At 37.6% G+C, this 16,948-nt stretch carries 15 protein-coding genes; 11 read left to right on the forward strand and 4 right to left on the reverse strand.

The window, feature by feature from the left end:
- Nucleotides 1–77: 77 nt before the first annotated feature.
- Entirely contained in the window at nucleotides 78–1,436 is a 1,359-nt protein-coding gene (locus ACSVI6_RS08280; protein ID WP_491721103.1) for an FAD-dependent oxidoreductase, read from the forward strand.
- Nucleotides 1,437–1,497: 61 nt separating this feature from the next.
- Here the strand turns inward: ACSVI6_RS08280 and ACSVI6_RS08285 are convergent, their stop codons facing one another.
- Nucleotides 1,498–2,823, reverse strand: a complete 1,326-nt coding sequence (locus ACSVI6_RS08285; RefSeq protein WP_491721104.1) for an IS3 family transposase — start codon at nucleotides 2,821–2,823, stop codon at nucleotides 1,498–1,500.
- 206 nt (nucleotides 2,824–3,029) lie between these two features.
- Between ACSVI6_RS08285 and ACSVI6_RS08290 the strand changes: the two genes are divergently transcribed.
- From ACSVI6_RS08290 to ACSVI6_RS08300, 3 genes are all read left to right on the forward strand, one after another.
- Complete coding sequence (locus tag ACSVI6_RS08290) at nucleotides 3,030–4,370, forward strand: FAD-dependent oxidoreductase (protein WP_491717653.1); 1,341 nt, start codon at nucleotides 3,030–3,032, stop codon at nucleotides 4,368–4,370.
- Between the two features lie 135 nt (nucleotides 4,371–4,505).
- Nucleotides 4,506–4,982, forward strand: a complete 477-nt coding sequence (locus ACSVI6_RS08295; protein ID WP_491717654.1) for a glutathione peroxidase — start codon at nucleotides 4,506–4,508, stop codon at nucleotides 4,980–4,982.
- A 17-nt stretch (nucleotides 4,983–4,999) separates the two neighbouring features.
- A complete protein-coding gene (locus ACSVI6_RS08300; RefSeq protein WP_491717656.1) occupies nucleotides 5,000–5,572 on the forward strand; it encodes a metal-dependent hydrolase in 573 nt (190 codons plus the stop codon).
- A 37-nt stretch (nucleotides 5,573–5,609) separates the two neighbouring features.
- On the opposite strand, the gene ACSVI6_RS08305 is transcribed toward ACSVI6_RS08300, so the two are convergent.
- Genes ACSVI6_RS08305 through thrC form a run of 3 tightly spaced genes read right to left on the reverse strand, consistent with a single transcriptional unit; the run spans nucleotide 5,610 to nucleotide 8,410 of the window.
- Nucleotides 5,610–6,044 carry an ACT domain-containing protein gene (locus tag ACSVI6_RS08305; RefSeq protein ID WP_491717679.1) on the reverse strand — a complete coding sequence of 145 codons (435 nt, stop codon included), beginning with the start codon at nucleotides 6,042–6,044 and terminating at the stop codon, nucleotides 5,610–5,612.
- Entirely contained in the window at nucleotides 6,037–6,930 is an 894-nt protein-coding gene (gene thrB, locus ACSVI6_RS08310) for a homoserine kinase (RefSeq protein ID WP_491717657.1), read from the reverse strand. Before thrB ends, ACSVI6_RS08305 begins: the two co-directional genes overlap by 8 nt.
- Nucleotides 6,923–8,410: a threonine synthase gene (thrC, locus tag ACSVI6_RS08315; RefSeq protein WP_491721105.1), complete on the reverse strand. Its 1,488-nt coding sequence runs from the start codon at nucleotides 8,408–8,410 to the stop codon at nucleotides 6,923–6,925. The genes thrB and thrC overlap by 8 nt, the downstream gene beginning before the upstream one ends.
- 118 nt (nucleotides 8,411–8,528) lie before the next feature.
- On the opposite strand from thrC, the gene ACSVI6_RS08320 reads away from it, so the two are divergent.
- The 7 genes from ACSVI6_RS08320 (at nucleotide 8,529) to ACSVI6_RS08350 (ending at nucleotide 16,675) form a co-directional block, all read left to right on the forward strand.
- Nucleotides 8,529–9,707 carry a homoserine dehydrogenase gene (locus tag ACSVI6_RS08320; protein ID WP_491717659.1) on the forward strand — a complete coding sequence of 393 codons (1,179 nt, stop codon included), beginning with the start codon at nucleotides 8,529–8,531 and terminating at the stop codon, nucleotides 9,705–9,707.
- Nucleotides 9,707–11,044, forward strand: a complete 1,338-nt coding sequence (locus ACSVI6_RS08325; RefSeq protein ID WP_491721106.1) for an aspartate kinase — start codon at nucleotides 9,707–9,709, stop codon at nucleotides 11,042–11,044. Before ACSVI6_RS08320 ends, ACSVI6_RS08325 begins: the two co-directional genes overlap by 1 nt.
- A gap of 299 nt (nucleotides 11,045–11,343) precedes the next feature.
- Nucleotides 11,344–12,171, forward strand: a complete 828-nt coding sequence (locus ACSVI6_RS08330) for a methylenetetrahydrofolate reductase (protein ID WP_491721107.1) — start codon at nucleotides 11,344–11,346, stop codon at nucleotides 12,169–12,171.
- A gap of 104 nt (nucleotides 12,172–12,275) precedes the next feature.
- A complete protein-coding gene (locus ACSVI6_RS08335) occupies nucleotides 12,276–14,804 on the forward strand; it encodes a M1 family metallopeptidase (protein WP_491717662.1) in 2,529 nt (842 codons plus the stop codon).
- 84 nt (nucleotides 14,805–14,888) lie between these two features.
- Nucleotides 14,889–15,206 (forward strand): hypothetical protein, encoded by a 318-nt coding sequence (locus ACSVI6_RS08340; RefSeq protein ID WP_491717663.1) that lies wholly within the window; start codon nucleotides 14,889–14,891, stop codon nucleotides 15,204–15,206.
- 55 nt (nucleotides 15,207–15,261) lie between these two features.
- Entirely contained in the window at nucleotides 15,262–15,831 is a 570-nt protein-coding gene (locus ACSVI6_RS08345; RefSeq protein WP_491717664.1) for an NAD(P)H-dependent oxidoreductase, read from the forward strand.
- Between the two features lie 67 nt (nucleotides 15,832–15,898).
- Complete coding sequence (locus ACSVI6_RS08350; protein ID WP_491717665.1) at nucleotides 15,899–16,675, forward strand: (S)-acetoin forming diacetyl reductase; 777 nt, start codon at nucleotides 15,899–15,901, stop codon at nucleotides 16,673–16,675.
- The last annotated feature ends 273 nt before the right edge of the window (nucleotides 16,676–16,948 follow it).

Raw genomic sequence — 16,948 nt, forward strand, 5'->3', positions numbered from 1 at the left:
TTGATATTAGTTAATAATTATTATAAAATAAAAAACGTTATTATGGTATTTTATATTTGAAAGGCAGGATATTAATAATGAAAGTTATTGTATTAGGTTCTTCTCACGGTGGTTATGAAGCCGTTCGTCAAATTTTATTAGATGCTCCAGATACTGAAATTCAATGGTATGAAAAGGGTGACTTTATTTCGTTCTTATCATGTGGAATGCAACTCTACCTTGAAGGAACGGTTAAACACGTCAATGACGTTAGCTATGCAAAGCCTGATGAAATGCGTAAGGAAGGCGTTGATGTTTTTGTAAAACAAGAAATTACCGCTGTTGATCCTGCCAAGCATACTGTTCACGTCGTTAACCATAACGACGGTTCAGAACGTGATGAAAGCTATGATAAATTAATCATGAGTCCGGGTGCTGTACCAGCTAACCTGCACGTTAAGGGTGAAGATTTAGAAAACGTATATAAGATGCGTGGCCGTGATTGGGCAATTAAACTCAAGGAAAAAACCGTTGACCCATCAGTTAAAAATGTTGTCGTAATTGGTTCTGGATACATTGGAATCGAAGCTGCTGAAGTATTTGCTAAGGCTGGAATGAAGGTTTCCATTGTTGAACATAACGAACGCTTATTAGGGGTCTATCTCGATAAGGAATTCACTGACACTTTGACTACTACGATGAAGGATCATGGCGTTGACTTCTATGGTGGTCAAGGAGTTGCCGAATATAAGGGTGAAAATGGTAAGGTTACCACTGCGGTTACTGAAAAAGGGGTTGAAATTCCAGCTGACCTAGTAGTTGAAGCTGCTGGAATCCATGCCAACACTGAATGGTTAGATGGCGTTGTCGATCTAGATGATCATGGTTTGATTAAGACTAATGAATTCTGCCAAACTAGTAATGATGATATCTACGCCGTTGGGGATGCGACCTTAGTTCCATTTGCTGCTACTGATGGAAAATCACGGATTGCACTTGCCACTACTGCTAGACGTCAAGGGCGGAATGCTGCGATTAATGCTTTAGGTCGTAAGCACGCACTGGTGCCAGTTTCTGGCTCCAGTGCGCTGAGTGTATTTGATTACAAGTTTGCTTCTACTGGAATTAAGGAAGGAACTGAAGCGCGCTTTGGTGTTAAGACCCAATCAACAGTGGTTAAAGATACCTTTAGACCACCATTTGTTCCCGATGATGCTGGGAATGCAGAGGTAATCTTTAAATTGACTTACGATCCAACAAGTCACGTGATCTTAGGAGCGCAAGTAATGTCGACCCAAGATTCCACTCAAAACATCAATACAATTTCACTAGCAATTCAAGCTAAATTAAAGGTTGAAGATTTAGCCTATGCTGACTTCTTCTTCCAACCTGGTTTTGACCGTCCATGGAATATCATTAACGTGGCTGCTCAACAAGCAATCGAAGATTTAAAGTAAAACTATAACGATTAAAAATCGTGCCTGATCTGACCCCTATAGGTTGGACTAATACTTTTTGCTAGGATATCAATCCCAAATATTGATTTGGTGATTGGTATCCTAGTTTTTCTTTTAATCTATTGTTATTGTAATCCTTAATCCATGTTTTCATCGCATTGATTAAGGATTTTTTGGTATCATAATGCTTGTTCATCATTTCAATTTTCATGATATGGAAAAATGATTCCATTTGAGCATTATCTAAACATGTCCCCTTACGGGACATGGACTGAATAGCTTCATATTTGTTTAATGTCTGAATCCAACTATGACTTTGGTATTGAATTCCTTGATCACTATGCACAATTGGATGCTTAACAGTGTTTTGGATGCTTTTTAATGCCTGGTTCAACGGCTTTAACGTTAGTTCAACTGTTGGATGGCTGCTAATTCCATATGAAATGATTTTATCAGAATATAAATCCATCACTGGTGAAAAATAAACCCGATGGTTTATATCTTCATTTCCATATCTGAATTCACTTACATCTGTTGTTATCTTCTCTCCAAAACTATTAGATGAAAAATCACCATTTAAAACATTATCAGCAACATGTCCTACTTGTCCATGGTAAGAGTTATATTTACGCTTTCTTTTTCCAAATAGTTGGCACTGTAAACTATATTTTTGCATAATTCTTTGGACTCTTTTGTGATTAACATGGTATCCATTATTGTTAAATAATGCTGTTATTCTTCTATAACCATAAGCAGGATGATCCTTAACAGCCTTTTTCACCTCAGTATCAAACTCATCATTTATTTTAGAAAGCGAAGCTTTTCTATGATGATAATAACTACTTTTAGGGAATGAAATTAATGATAATATTCTAGAAGTTGCAACATCACTAAATTTTTTCACTAATAAATCAATACTTTCGTATTGATTATTAGTGCTTAGTAATTTTTCATAGGCTAGTTTAATCGATAAAGCTAAATTTTGCTTTTTTAACAGTTTAATTTGCTTTACAGCGCTATTTGTGAGAACATTCTTTTGATGGGACTTACGTTTATTAATTAAATATAGGCTTCCATTCTCTAATCTCCGTTGCCATGTAAAGATGCTCGACGGAGATGCAATATTAAAATGAAGTGCTGTTTCTGGATACGACTTGTGGTAGAGGTGCATCCATTTCAGCACTTTTAATTTATACATATAAGAATATTCTTGATTATAATGTTTTGCAATAAGCGCTGTTTTACCAAATTTTTTATACGTCTTTACCCATGAGTAGATTGTTGCAACACCCTTAATGCCATATTTATGGTTCAACGTAGTTGATCCAACTCCAGAAAGGTATTCTAAAACAACTTTCAATCTAAATTCATAATTATATTTTGCCAAAATAAAGACCCCCGTATGCTGAACATTTTCTGTCCAACATACGGGGGTCTCTTCAGCCATTATTTATGGTACGATTTTTTTTATTAATTTCATCTTAAGCTTAATTCTTTTTTCTTGTGTTCTAATTCACAAGATATTATGATTAGGTTATAAATTATTTTAAAGACAAAAACACGTTAGTTGTTTATGTTAAAGGAGTTTTAATTATGAAAGTTATTGTTATAGGTTGTACGCACGCAGGGACTTTTGCTGTAAAACAAATTTTAAAGGAACATCCAGATGCACAAGTTACGGTGTACGAAAGAAATGACAATATCTCATTCCTTTCTTGTGGAATTGCACTTTATCTTGATGGCAAGGTTGCTGATCCACAAGGGCTCTTCTACTCTAATCCTAAGGAATTAGCTGATTTAGGTGCAGATGTTAAGATGCTACACGATGTTAAGTCAGTTGATACTGATGCTAAGACGGTTGAAGTTGAAGATTTAGAATCTAAGGCAGTTGCTAGTGATAGCTACGATAAGTTAGTTGTTACAACTGGTTCACGTCCTGTATTACCACCAATCGAAGGTGTTGATAACAAAAACGTTTACTTCTGTAAGAACTGGCACGATGCCCAAGTCTTATTTGAAAAGGCAAAGGACAACAAGCGCATTACCATCGTTGGTAGTGGATACATTGGTGCTGAATTAGCTGAAGCATACTCCAATCACGGTCATGAAGTAAACTTGATCGATACGAATGATCGGGTTATGTCAAAATACTTCGACAAGAAATTTACTGATAAAATTGAAGCTAGCTATAAAGAACACGGGGTTAATTTATTATTAGGGCAACGAGTTTCTAAGTTTGCTGGAGATGATGAATTAACGATTACTACTGATAAATCTGAAATTAAGACTGATATTGCAATCCTTTGTGTTGGGTTCAGACCAAACACTGAATTATTAAAGGGTAAGGTTGATATGTTACCAAACGGTGCTATCAAGACTAATGACTACATGCAAACATCTAACCCAGACATCTTTGGTGCTGGTGATAGCGTTGCTGTTCATTACAACCCAACCGGGACTGATGCTTACATTCCATTGGCTACCAATGCAGTTCGTCAAGGGATTTTAGTTGGTAAAAACATCGAAAAGCCAACTACTAAGTACATGGGGACTCAATCCTCATCAGGTTTGGAATTATACGGTGAAGCCATCGTTTCAACTGGGTTAACCATGGCCAATGCGGAACGGCAAGGAATTAAGGCGCGTGAAGTTGTGATCGAAGATAACTATCGGCCAGAATTTATGCCATCGACTACGCCAGTATTGATGTCACTAGTTTACGACCCAGAAACACGTCGGATCCTTGGTGGTGCTTTAATGAGTAAGTACGATATTTCACAATCTGCTAATACTTTATCAGTATGTATTCAAAATAAGAATACCATTGATGAATTGGCAATGGTTGATATGCTTTTCCAACCAAACTTTGACCGTCCGTTTAACTACTTGAACATCTTAGGCCAAGCTGCTCAAGCACAAGCTGATAATCAATAATATCTAAAAATAAGAAGCCTTCTCAAATTTGAGAGGCTTCTTATTTTTGTGTAAAATTTGATACAATTGAATAGCATTCAAAATATTATTATGTAATAATATTAATTATTATTAAAAATGAAAGGGTGTTATTTGATGAGTTCAATTTATGATTTTACTGAAGTTGAAATGAGTGGCCAAGAATTGCCACTCAGCAAATACAAGGGTAAAGTGATGATCATTGTTAATACGGCAAGTAAATGTGGATTAGCTGGTCAACTTGAAGATTTGGAATCCCTATATAAAAAATACCATCAAGATGGCCTTGAGATTTTAGGATTTCCCTCTAACCAATTTAAACAAGAACTTTCCGATGATAAAGAAATTAATGAATATTGCCAAATGCACTATGGTGTGACGTTCCCAATGACCAAGACTGTTCAAGTTAACGGTAGCGATCAAAACGATTTGTTTGCTTACCTTAAGGAAGAGTCCGGTCATGGTCGGATCAAGTGGAACTACACCAAGTTCTTGATTGGTCGTGATGGAAAGTTGATTAAGCGTTATGCACCAATTACTAAACCTGAAAAAATGGAACCAGAACTAGTAGAGGCGCTATATTCTGAGGACTAGGAAGAGATGAAAAAGCGATGGCACTGCGTAGAACGCATATCGCCGCTTCAGAGGCACTAGTAATTGGTGGGTTATATTTTACTAATCAACCGATTTCAGTTGAAATAATTAGTGTCTTGGGGGTCTGGATTGGCGCTCAAATGCCTGACATTGATGTAAAGAACACCAGAATAAATCGTTTTTTTGGGGTATTTGGATTCATATTTGCAATTCAAAAGCATCGAACTTGGACTCATAGTATTTGGGCAGTGATATTGATGGGGGCGGCTGCTCATTATTTGCCAGTTTTTAAACTAATGGAAGCTAATTTTGCGGCCATTAATTTTCAACGGGTTTTCTATTGGGCCGTTTTTGCTGGATATATCCTTCATTTAATAGAAGATAGCTTTTCAAAACAGGGCGTTCATTGGTTTTATCCAATGACGATTAAGGACTCTTATAAAAAGTATCGGAGATCTGGAAGTCGTCGCTCGAAATGGTATTTTTATCAAACTGGTGGTCCTGCTGAAGAGTTGTTTTATTTAATTTCAGTTTTGGCGCTTACGTATTTGTCGGTAATGATTTTTTACAGTAATTATTTATTAAAATAGGGAGTTGGCATGGATGCCAATTCCCTATTTTTTGTAACTATTCAATTGATAATAGATTCACTTTACTGGTACCATCGATTTTTTTAATATTGAATAGTAATTCATCGATCGTATGGTGCATGTGTGTTAAATCTAACGAAATAACGACGCTGGCGACATTGTGGATTGGAATGTTTTGGTTAATTGTAAGAATACTAGCTTCACTTTTAGAAATAGTTGCTAAAACCTTAGATAACAGGCCGCTTTGGTTATCTAACATGAAGGAAATTAAGGCTTTTCGATCCCAAGAGGAGTTATTAGCTTCATATACTAGATCCTTATACTTATAATAGCTGCCGCGGCTAATGCCGACTTCTTTGACAGCTTCACTAATTTTTTTTACCTTGCCAATATCCAATAAATGCCGTGCTTTAATTACCTTCCCAAACGTTTCTGGGAGTAATGATTGATCAATAACGTAATACTTATCGATTTTGGAACACCTCGCTCATTACACCATGATTATCAACTTGAACTGCTTTAGCGGTCCATTCTGGAAAGTCCTCACTGATTTCAGAAATTAAATGGCGCTGCTTTTTATAGTCATCGGTAATCGCCATCATCGTTGAGCCACTACCACTAACGTATAATACTGCATTTTGGTCTTTGCAGATGGACTCAACATCAGCAAAGTGTGGAATTAACTTTTTACGAAATGGTTCATGCATTCGATCATCCATGGCTTCACGCAGTTGATTAAGATCACCAGTCCCAATTGCATGGGTCATCAATAAGCTATGGCTAACTTGATGGGTAACGTCAGCATAACTCATCTGCTTTGGCAATACGTTTCTAGCATCGGCTGTGCTAATTTTAAAGTTGGGAATGATGGCAGTGAAATTAAATTTATCACTAACGGGATATCTTACAACTTGAACTTGGGAGTTAGAATCAACAAATGCCATGCAAAGTCCACCATAGATTGCTGGTGCAACATTATCTGGGTGTCCTTCCATTTCAGTAGCAATTTCTAAAAGTTGCTCATTAGTGAGCGGGTTGTCAAACCATTGGTTGGCACCTGCTAGTCCACCAACGATACATACTGCAGAACTACCGAGACCCCTTGAAACAGGAACTTCACTTTGAATTGCAATTTGAATGTCTGGAACGGGTTGGTCTAAATATTCACAAACAGCTTTAAATGCTCGGTAGACTAAATTATCTTCATTTTGAAATGCGGTGGGGCACCCAGTGATCATAAGATGACTGGAATCATTTGCGCTAAACGCAAAACTAGAATGCATCGTAACCGCAATTCCAATGCAATCAAATCCCACGGCTAAGTTAGCACTGGTGGCTGGAACTGAAATTTTAATCATTTTGAAACACCTCCATTGAACGGTTGTAAACAAATTCTGCCATTTGGCTAGGATCGATCACTGGGGCCTTATCTTCGGGTAGTGACCAAACTTTTGCTAAGTTTTCTGGAACTACTACGTGAGTAAAATCATAGATGGCACGAGTGGTCTTAATCGCATCTTCTTCGTGGTGGCCAATAATTGCATCTGCGACCGCATCAACGAATTTATAAGGGCTAGCAGTACTTAGTAAGACCATTGGGGTATCCTTATCCTTAGCCTGGGCGTTTCTCATTACAGAGTATCCAGATGCAGTGTGTGGATCCATCAAATAGTGGTATTGTTCAAAAACATCCTTGATCGATTTTTCGATTTGGGCATCATCACTATAACCACATTCAAAATCGGCTTGGATGGAAGCTAGCATTTCCTTGCTGACCTGATACTTTCCGGTCGTTTCTAGTTCATCCATTAATTTTTTGATTGCCTTTGAGTTTTCACCGCTCTTGTAGAAGAGCAATCTTTCAAAGTTGCTAGAGATTTGAATATCCATACTTGGGGCAACCGTCTTAAAGAATGGGCGGTTACGGTCATAGACCCCGTTTTCAAAGAAGTCAGCTAACACTTTGTTCGAGTTACATGCTACCACTAGTTTCTTGACTGGGAGACCCAGTAGTTTGGCGTAATATCCAGCAAGCACATCCCCAAAGTTTCCAGTCGGAACGGTGAAACTAATTGGCTTGCCAAATTCAACACTTCCGTTTGCAACCAATTGTTTATACGCATTAAAGTAGTAAACGATTTGAGGAATCAAGCGGCCGATATTAATTGAATTAGCGCTAGAAAGGCTGATGTGTGAACCTAATTTAGCCTTAAGTTGTTCATCGTTGAAAATCTTTTTCACGTTAGTTTGGGCATCATCAAAATTACCATTAATGGCAGCCACATTGGTATTATTCCCCTTAGTGGTTAACATTTGTTGCTTTTGAATCGGGCTAACCCCGCCATCAGGGAAGAATACGCTAATGCCCATTTGATCGGTATCCTTGAACCCGGCTAGTGCGGCAGTTCCAGTGTCACCACTAGTTGCTGCCAGGATCATGACCCGTTGTTCGGGAGTAAGGGCCGTCCGCATTAATTCTGGCAATAGTTGTAAACCAACGTCTTTGAATGCGCTAGTGGGACCGTGGAACAACTCTAAAACATGAAAGTCGTCAACATCTTTGACTGGTGTGATCAAAGGAGTACTGAAAGAATGATCGTAAGCGTTGTGCAAACATTTTTCGATTTCTTCATTAGTAAAGTCGGGGAGTAACACTTTAAGCACTTCCGCTGCCATTCCTTGGTAATCCTTTTTGATTAATGAAGCTAAATCGATTTTTTTATCAGCCAAGTCAGGGAGTACGAACAACCCCTTATCATCGGAAAAACCCTTGATGATCGCTTCCTTTGCATTGATTCTGATATCACCATTTCGTGTACTTATGTATTGATCTGCCATAACTTTTATTCCTCCATATACTTGCATTTGATTTATAACCATGATAATATGTTTTTAAATAAAAAACAAGTGTTTATGAAAAATATACACAATTACATAATTTAGGAGGCTGTGTTTTATGAATATTGCGATTTTAGGATTAGGAACCGTTGGAACAGGAATCAATAAAATTATTGAAGGTGCCAATCCCATGTCGATGACAGCAGATCTCCATGTTTCCCATATCTTCGTTCGAGCAGATAAAGTTAACCAAGGTGCCAAATTAGTTTCTGATTATAATGTAATTTTAAACGATGACAGTGTCGAAACAGTGGTAGAAGTATTAGGTGGAATTGAACCAGCCCATACGATGATCGAACAGGCGTTAAAACACCATAAAAACGTTGTGACTGCAAATAAAGCGGTGGTAGCTAGATATATGGAAGAGTTCAAGCAAGTTGCAAGGGACAATGGCGTGCAATTTCGTTTTGAAGCCAGTGTCGGTGGTGGGATTCCTTGGATCGTTAACCTAGAACGGGCCTTAAGAATTGATCCAGTTGATTCTGTACATGGGATTTTTAACGGTACTAGTAACTTTATCTTAGATCAAATGACTAAGACTGGAGCATCATTTGAATCTGTTTTAAAGCAAGCCCAAGACCTCGGCTATGCCGAAGCTGATCCAAGTGCCGATATTGATGGATATGATATTGAAAACAAGCTTTGTATTAGTGTGGATGTTGCCTATGACATCTTAGTGCATCCCGATGATAACCTTCCTAAGTTTGGGATTCGGACAATCAAGGCGCAAGATATTGAATACTTTAAAAAATTAGGGCTAGTCGTTAAGTTGATCGGCCGTAGTAAGTTAGCAAACGATAGCTTTAGCTACGTGATCGAACCTGTATTGTACAAACAGGGGAATGTAGAGGCTAGTATCAATGATAACTTCAATTACGCTAGTTTCCATGGTGAATCGATCGGTGACCTTGGCTTCATTGGTCAGGGAGCTGGGATGATGCCAACGGGGCATGCAGTGGTTCAAGATATTCTAGATATTAACGGCCAAGTGAAACACTTAGAAAGAACATTTGAGAAGTCACTCCAATTGAAGAATGATTCAGAACGGGGCACTTACATTGTAAGAACCACATCCGATGAATTTAAACAGTTAACTAGTGACTGGCAAGTTAAAGATGATGGAGAATACCACAAGGTTATTGATATTGATGCCGATTCAATGCATTCAATTATGAAGCAGGTATTACCATCAGATAGTGAAGCGTTTATGGCACGGGTATCCGGAGGTGTTGAATAATGATTGTTGCTAAGTTTGGTGGAAGTTCCATGGCAAATGCAGATCAGTTCAAAAAGGTCCGCAACATTTTAAATCAAGATCCACAAAGAAGAATTGCCGTTGTCAGTGCGGCTGGGAAGGGAACTAACAACCCAGTTAAATTAACTGACCAGTTGATTGCGATCTATGACCTAGTTCAATCACATCAAGATTACTCCGCGGCTTTGGATGATGTTTGGAACCGAATTGAATCGATCGTTAATGCGTTAAAATTAGATTTACCCATTCATGATGAATGGCTTAACATTTCTAAAAATATTCAAAAAATGACCTATGCACAACTAGTGTCACGGGGTGAATACTTAACTGCTAAATTACTCGCTAGCTACTTGGGATGGCCATTTATTGACTCGGCTGATTTTTTGGTCTTAGTTGATGGCAAAGTCAATTACGATGCATCGAAGCAACGACTAATGGCACTGGCCAAGGGATTGAACCACTGTGTGATCCCTGGATTTTACGGTGTCGATCCAAGTGGAGTGATTTCACTATTGCCACGTGGTGGTGGTGATACCTCTGGAGCGATCGTTGCCAACTTAGTTAATGCTCAATGTTATGAAAATTGGACTGATACGAATGGGATTTTAGCTGTTGACCCTAGGATCGTTAATGATCCCGCCAAAATTGATATTCTGTCGTATGATGAGTTACAGGAGTTGTCATATTTGGGGGTCAAAGTATTTAACGAGGAAGCTATTCAACCAGTTCGTGTCAAGCACATCCCAATTCGAATTATGAACACCAATCAGCCTAATTTAGGCGGGACGTTCGTAGTTACTGATAAATCAAAGGCTGAAATTGGTTCTGAAATTGCTGGAATCGCTGGTAAAAAAAATCAAGTCATCCTAACGGTCAAAAAATATCAACTTTCAAATAATGTTAATACGATCATTAGTTTAATTAAACTAGTCAGCGCATTCAATTTGAAATCAACTTACTCACTTTCAGGTGATTCAATTAACTTTGTGTTATCAGGACACCTAGATGAACAAAGAATCAATCAACTCATCGATCGAATTAAATTAGATGTAAAACCAGATGATATTCAAGTGAAGACTGGAATGGCAAAGATTGCGGTAGTTTCTGAAGAATTCTATGGTCGACCAAGATTGGTCGGTAAAATGATTGATTTACTGGAGTCGAATGGGGTTCGGGTTCAACAGGTAATTCAAACCAATACTGATATCAAGGTCGTATTCGGGGTTAATAATAATGATTATCAGCGTGCAATCGAATGCTTATATCAACAATTTTTTCGCACCAAAGAAACGAGTTCACGATTAATGATGAATTACTAATTCGAAACATTTATCTTTTAGGGATACCGAATATTATTGTTGACATATTTTAATGTTTAATTTTATAATAGGAATGGATAGTTATCGAACCTAGTAAATGTTTTAAGTTTTATAGAAATTACTAAAATTCCATTCTTCCTAATATTAGACATAGATTATAATGAATATTCCTTTCTTAAATTTATTGATAACTCTATCCTAAACGGAGCCCAGCGTTCAACCACAGGTTGTTCGTTGGGCTTCTTTTATTTATTGTTGTAAAATATGATTAATAAATTGAATTAAGGATGGTAACAATTATGAGCATCGTTTCCAGATCTAATCTGACGTTGGAAATTCAGGCAAGTCCATCGCCATCGATCAATCAGCGTAATTTAGAATTACTTCGAAGAATCAATCCCGCTGCTGTATTTATTCCATTTAACGCGGGTGGAAATCAGCAATCTGCAAATTGGTTTACGTTTGCTGATCAAATTCAAAATCAACTTAAAATTCCAGTAGTTACGCACATTACTGGTCGTTATCAAACACGGACGACCATTCGATTAATGATTGAAAAGCTGATCAAGATTAACATTAACCGTGCGTTGATTTTACGCGGGGATGACATTGCTAATAAGCAATCACCAAATGTCTTTCCGCATGCTAGTGATCTCATTGCTTTTATCAAGGCAATTCATCCAGAAATGAAGATGTGGGGAGCCTGTTATCCAGAGGGCCACTATGAAGCTTTCGATTTAACTACTGATATTAAAAACCTTAAATTTAAGATCAACGCAGGCTGCATTGAGTTGGTCACACAGATTGGCTTTGATAACCATCGTTTATTTGCCTTTATAAAACAGGCCCAATCAATCGGCATTACGGTACCAATTAGAGTTGGGGTATTGCCAGTTTTGAATCGTGAACAAGTTAGTAAAATGATTTCATTAACACATGTGGCGGTTCCACAAAGCTTGGTCAATATTTTGAAGATTGATGATCAATCAGAATTTGCTCGGGCGGGGCTGAAGTTTACGAATCAGCAGATCTTAGAATTGAAGCAAAATGGGGTTGATAGGATTCATCTGTATTCTTTGAATAATGAAGATTTATTACAAAAAATTATTAACAATCAAATTAGTTAGTGTAAGATATAAAAATGGAATGATTGTTTACAAACTTGTATAATTAGAATATTATAATAAATAAATGAAACTTAAATAATAAAACGATTTAAAGGAGAATCATAATGAGTGAATTTAAAAGACTGTACCCGATTTTACAACCTAAACATTATGATCTATTCATTAATGTAGATCGAGGCAAAAAGTTAATTAGTGGAAAGACAACGATAATTGCTGATGCCAAGCAAAAGGCAGTTGCAGTTCATCAAAAGGATTTGAACGTAGCTACTGTTACTGTTGATGGTAGCGAAATTGATTTTAGCGTTGATAATGACGCTGAATTAATTAACTTCGAATTACCAAGTACTGGTAATAATAGCATTATGATTGAATATACTGCGCCACTAACTGATACGATGATGGGAATATACCCTTCATATTACGAAGTTGACGGGGTAAAAAAGCAATTAGTCGGCACTCAATTTGAAACTAACTTTGCACGTCAAGCATTCCCATGTGTGGATGAACCAGAGGCTAAAGCAACCTTTAAGATTGCGATTAAGTTTGATGAACAACCAGGTGAAACGGTGATCAGCAACATGCCTGAAGAAAAAGAAGAAGATGGTGTGCATTACTTTAAGGAAACTGTGCGGATGGCTACCTATTTAGTTGCATTCGGCTTCGGGGACTTACAGAGTAAATATGCTGAAACCAAGAGCGGCGTTAAAATTGGGGTGTTTGCTACTAAAGCTCACCAGCCAAAGGAATTGGACTTTGCTGTTGATATTGCAAAACGTTCGATTGAATTTTTTGAAGACTTCTATCAAACCCCATACCCACTTCCTCATTCTTGGCAATTGGCATTACCTGATTTTTCTGCTGGAGCAATGGAAAATTGGGGTTTGGTTACCTATCGAGAAGCATACTTATTATTGGACCCAGATAATACAGCCCTTTCCACTAAGCAGTTGGTCGCAACCGTGATCGCACATGAGTTAGCTCACCAATGGTTCGGTGACTTAGTAACGATGCAATGGTGGGATGATCTCTGGTTGAACGAAAGCTTTGCGAACATGATGGAATATGTAGCCATTGATGCGATCGAGCCAAAATGGAACATTTGGGAAAGCTTCCAAACTTCTGATGTTCCAGCTGCCTTACAACGGGATGCAACTGATGGTGTTCAATCAGTTCACGTTGAAGTTAGTCATCCAGCTGAAATCGATGCCTTATTTGATCCAGCCATCGTTTATGCCAAGGGAGCTCGGATGTTAGTGATGGCTCGGGCGCTAGTTGGTGATGATGCCTTACGGACCGGTTTAAAGGCTTACTTTGCTGCTCACAAGTACGGAAATGCTAAGGGTGATGACCTTTGGAATGCGCTAGGTAAAGCATCAGGAATCGATCTAGCTAAGATTATGAAGACATGGTTGGAACAACCTGGCTATCCAGTGGTTAACGCATCGGTAGTTAATGGGCAATTGACCTTGACTCAAAAGCAATTTTTCATTGGTGATGGGGTTGATAAGGGAAGACTATGGGAAATTCCATTAAATAGTAACTATGATGTAGTGCCAACTATTTTTGCTGATGAGAAATTAGTCTTAGGTGACTATGCAGAATTACGTGAACAAGCTGGTGAACCATTCCGACTGAACGTTGGCAATAATTCCCACTTTATTGTTAAGTACGACGATGCATTACTAAATGATGTTTTAAGCAGTGCTGATGATCTAGATGATATCGATCAAATGCAAATCCTACAAGATTTACGATTATTATCGGAAGCGAGTCAAGTTAAGTATGCCTCTGTATTTTCGGTACTATCCAAATTTGCCAATACCCAATCTGCAGTCGTTGTTAATGGAATCTATCGCTTAGCAACTAAGTTCAAAGAATTTGTTGTTCCTGATTCTGAATCAGAAAAACACCTGCGGAAATTCTTTAATAAGCTAAGTGGTGATCAAGTAAATCGATTAGGTTGGCTCCCACAAGCAAATGAATCAAACGATGATCAATTGGTCCGCCCGACGGTTTTAAGTGCTTCTCTTTATGGTAAGAATGAAAACTCCATTCGAGCAGCTCATAAAATATTTGTTGAAAATAGCAATGATTTAGGGAGTGTTTCTGCTGATATTCGGGCATTAGTTCTTGCTAATGAAGTAGAAAATTACGAAAGCAAGCAACTATTTGATCAGTTGTTAAATGAGTATCGTAAAACCTCTGATGCTAGTTACAAGAGTGATTTAACCTATGCGATCACGAAGGTCAATAGCGTTGAATTGATCAAGGAACTAGTCGACAAGTTTGAGGATAGTAATACCGTTAAGCCCCAAGATTTAAGAGCTTGGTACTATGGAACGTTAGCTAATAATAAGGGCCAACAGTTTGCATGGGATTGGGTTAGAAATGAATGGCAATGGCTTGAAGATACCGTTGGTGGCGACATGGAATTTACGAGTTTCATCACTGTCACAACGCGGGTTTTCCATACTGCGCAAAGATTAACTGAATTCAAGAACTTCTTTGAACCTAAGGTCAACACTCCTGGGTTAACTCGAGAAATTAAAATGGATATCAAGTCAATCGAAACTAAAGTTGCACTAGTTGAATCTGAAAAGGATTCAATTGCTGAAGCTCTGAAAAAATATTAATTAATGCTAAAAAAGCAGCCTTTTTGAAAAATCAGAAGGGCTGCTTTTTGCGTATTTAATAATTAGAGGGGAGGTATGGTTATAATGAACGAACAAGTATATATGTTACAATTTGTTTCGGATATCTATGGTCCTAGAGATTTTGTTGCTGTTAATAATATTGATCGGCATTTGATTATTGGCGATGTAGCTAGCACTTGGCAAATACCAGCAATTACATCCAGAGAAGCAGAAATTCACGAACTAATAAAAACGTTAATTGATGGATTGCGAAATGGTTATAAACTAGTTGTTACATCTCACCATACTAATTTTTTAGTTAGCCCATTAGCAGAAATAAAAACAGCCACTAAATTACTGGAAAAACGCTACTATATGAGTAATAGTATCTTGATTAATTAAACTAATCCTGTAAAATATAGCTAATAAATTAAGTAATTGTGGAGGTTCAAATTAAATGAACTTATTAGTAATTCAAGGGAGCCCAGATGCAAAATCACTATCACATGCCAATGCGCTTCAATATTATGAAACTGCTAAGCAACAGGGCATTAAAGTTACCTTAGTTGACTTATCAAGTGATCAATTTGATCCAGTATTGCGTTATGGTTATCGTAAACACATGGAAGATGAATCGTATCCGAACAGAATGCAGGAACTGATTAAGCAAGCAGATCACTTAGCGTTTTTCTTTCCAGTTTGGTGGTCCGCTGAGCCATCTGTTCTAAAGGGATGGGTCGATCGTGTATTTACACCTGGATTCGGTTATCGATATGACGATAAGGGCAAAACGGTCAAGCTATTGAGCGATAAAACGGCATCACTCTTCGTTACCTCGCATGCGCCCGCTTTCTTTTATGGATTATATGGTGGAGTGATTAGTAGATGGAAGCATTTTATTTTAGGCTTCTGTGGAATTAAGCTAACGCATAAGGCGATTTTAGGAGACTTAGATAAAAAGTCTGATACTCAGCAAAGAAGGACCGCATTTATTAAGAAATGCTCAAGCACGCTTCAAAACGTTTAACAAGCCATTTAAATCCGCATATAATACAGTCATATTTTAATAAATATCCTTAGGAGGACTTTTAATTATGACAAATAAAAAAGTAGCGCTAGTTACAGGTGCTGGACAGGGAATTGGGAAGTCGATTGCTGAAAGATTAAGCAATGATGGCTTTGCTGTTTCACTAGTTGGACGGCACTTGGATAAGGTGCAAGCAGTTGCTGATGAATTAAATCAAGCTGGTGGTGAAGCATTTGCTGTAAAGGCTGACGTTGCTAACCGTGATGAAGTTTTCGACGCTGTTAAACAAACCAAGGAGCATTTTGGTGATTTTAATGTGATTGTTAATAATGCAGGGGTTGCCCCATCAAGTCCAATTGAAGATGTTACTCCTGAAGACCTTGAATTTACATTCAAGATTAATGTTGGTGGTGTAATCTGGGGAACCCAGGCGGCCATTCAAGCATTTAAGGAGCTTGGTCACGGCGGAAAGGTCATTAATGGATCTTCTCAAGCTGGACAAGAGGGGAACCCTAATTTAACTGTATATGGTTCTACTAAGTTTGCAATTCGGGGGATTACCCAAACTGCATCTAAGGAATTAGCAGAACGTGGAATTACGGTAAATGCTTACTGTCCAGGAATTGTGAAAACACCAATGATGGAAGATATTGCTAAGAGTGTTGCTAAGGAAGCTGGGAAGCCAGAATCATGGGGAATGGAGCAATTCGCTAAGAACATTTCAATGAAACGCTTATCAGAACCTAGCGATGTTTCAAACTTAGTTTCATTTTTAGCTAGCGAAGATTCCAACTACATCACTGGCCAATCAATCTTAGTTGATGGTGGAATGGTTTACAGATAAATTTCATTTGAATAATTTTAAATTTAAAGGTTACATAATGACGGATTCTACGTTATTATGTAACTTTTTATGTTTTATATGGTCCTTTTTTAACTAATGCTAATTTAGTTCAATTGAGCAGTCAATTTTTTATTAAGGTCTTTTCGTGTTGTATACACAATTGTTCATTATGTGATAAAATTAAAAATGTATAAGTGTATTATTTAATAAAAAATGAACGGATAAAAAAAGTTTTATTTTCTTAGATCCAATTTTAAATTGGAGGGTGAACAA

The organism is Nicoliella sp. ESL1106 (genome assembly GCF_058509965.1).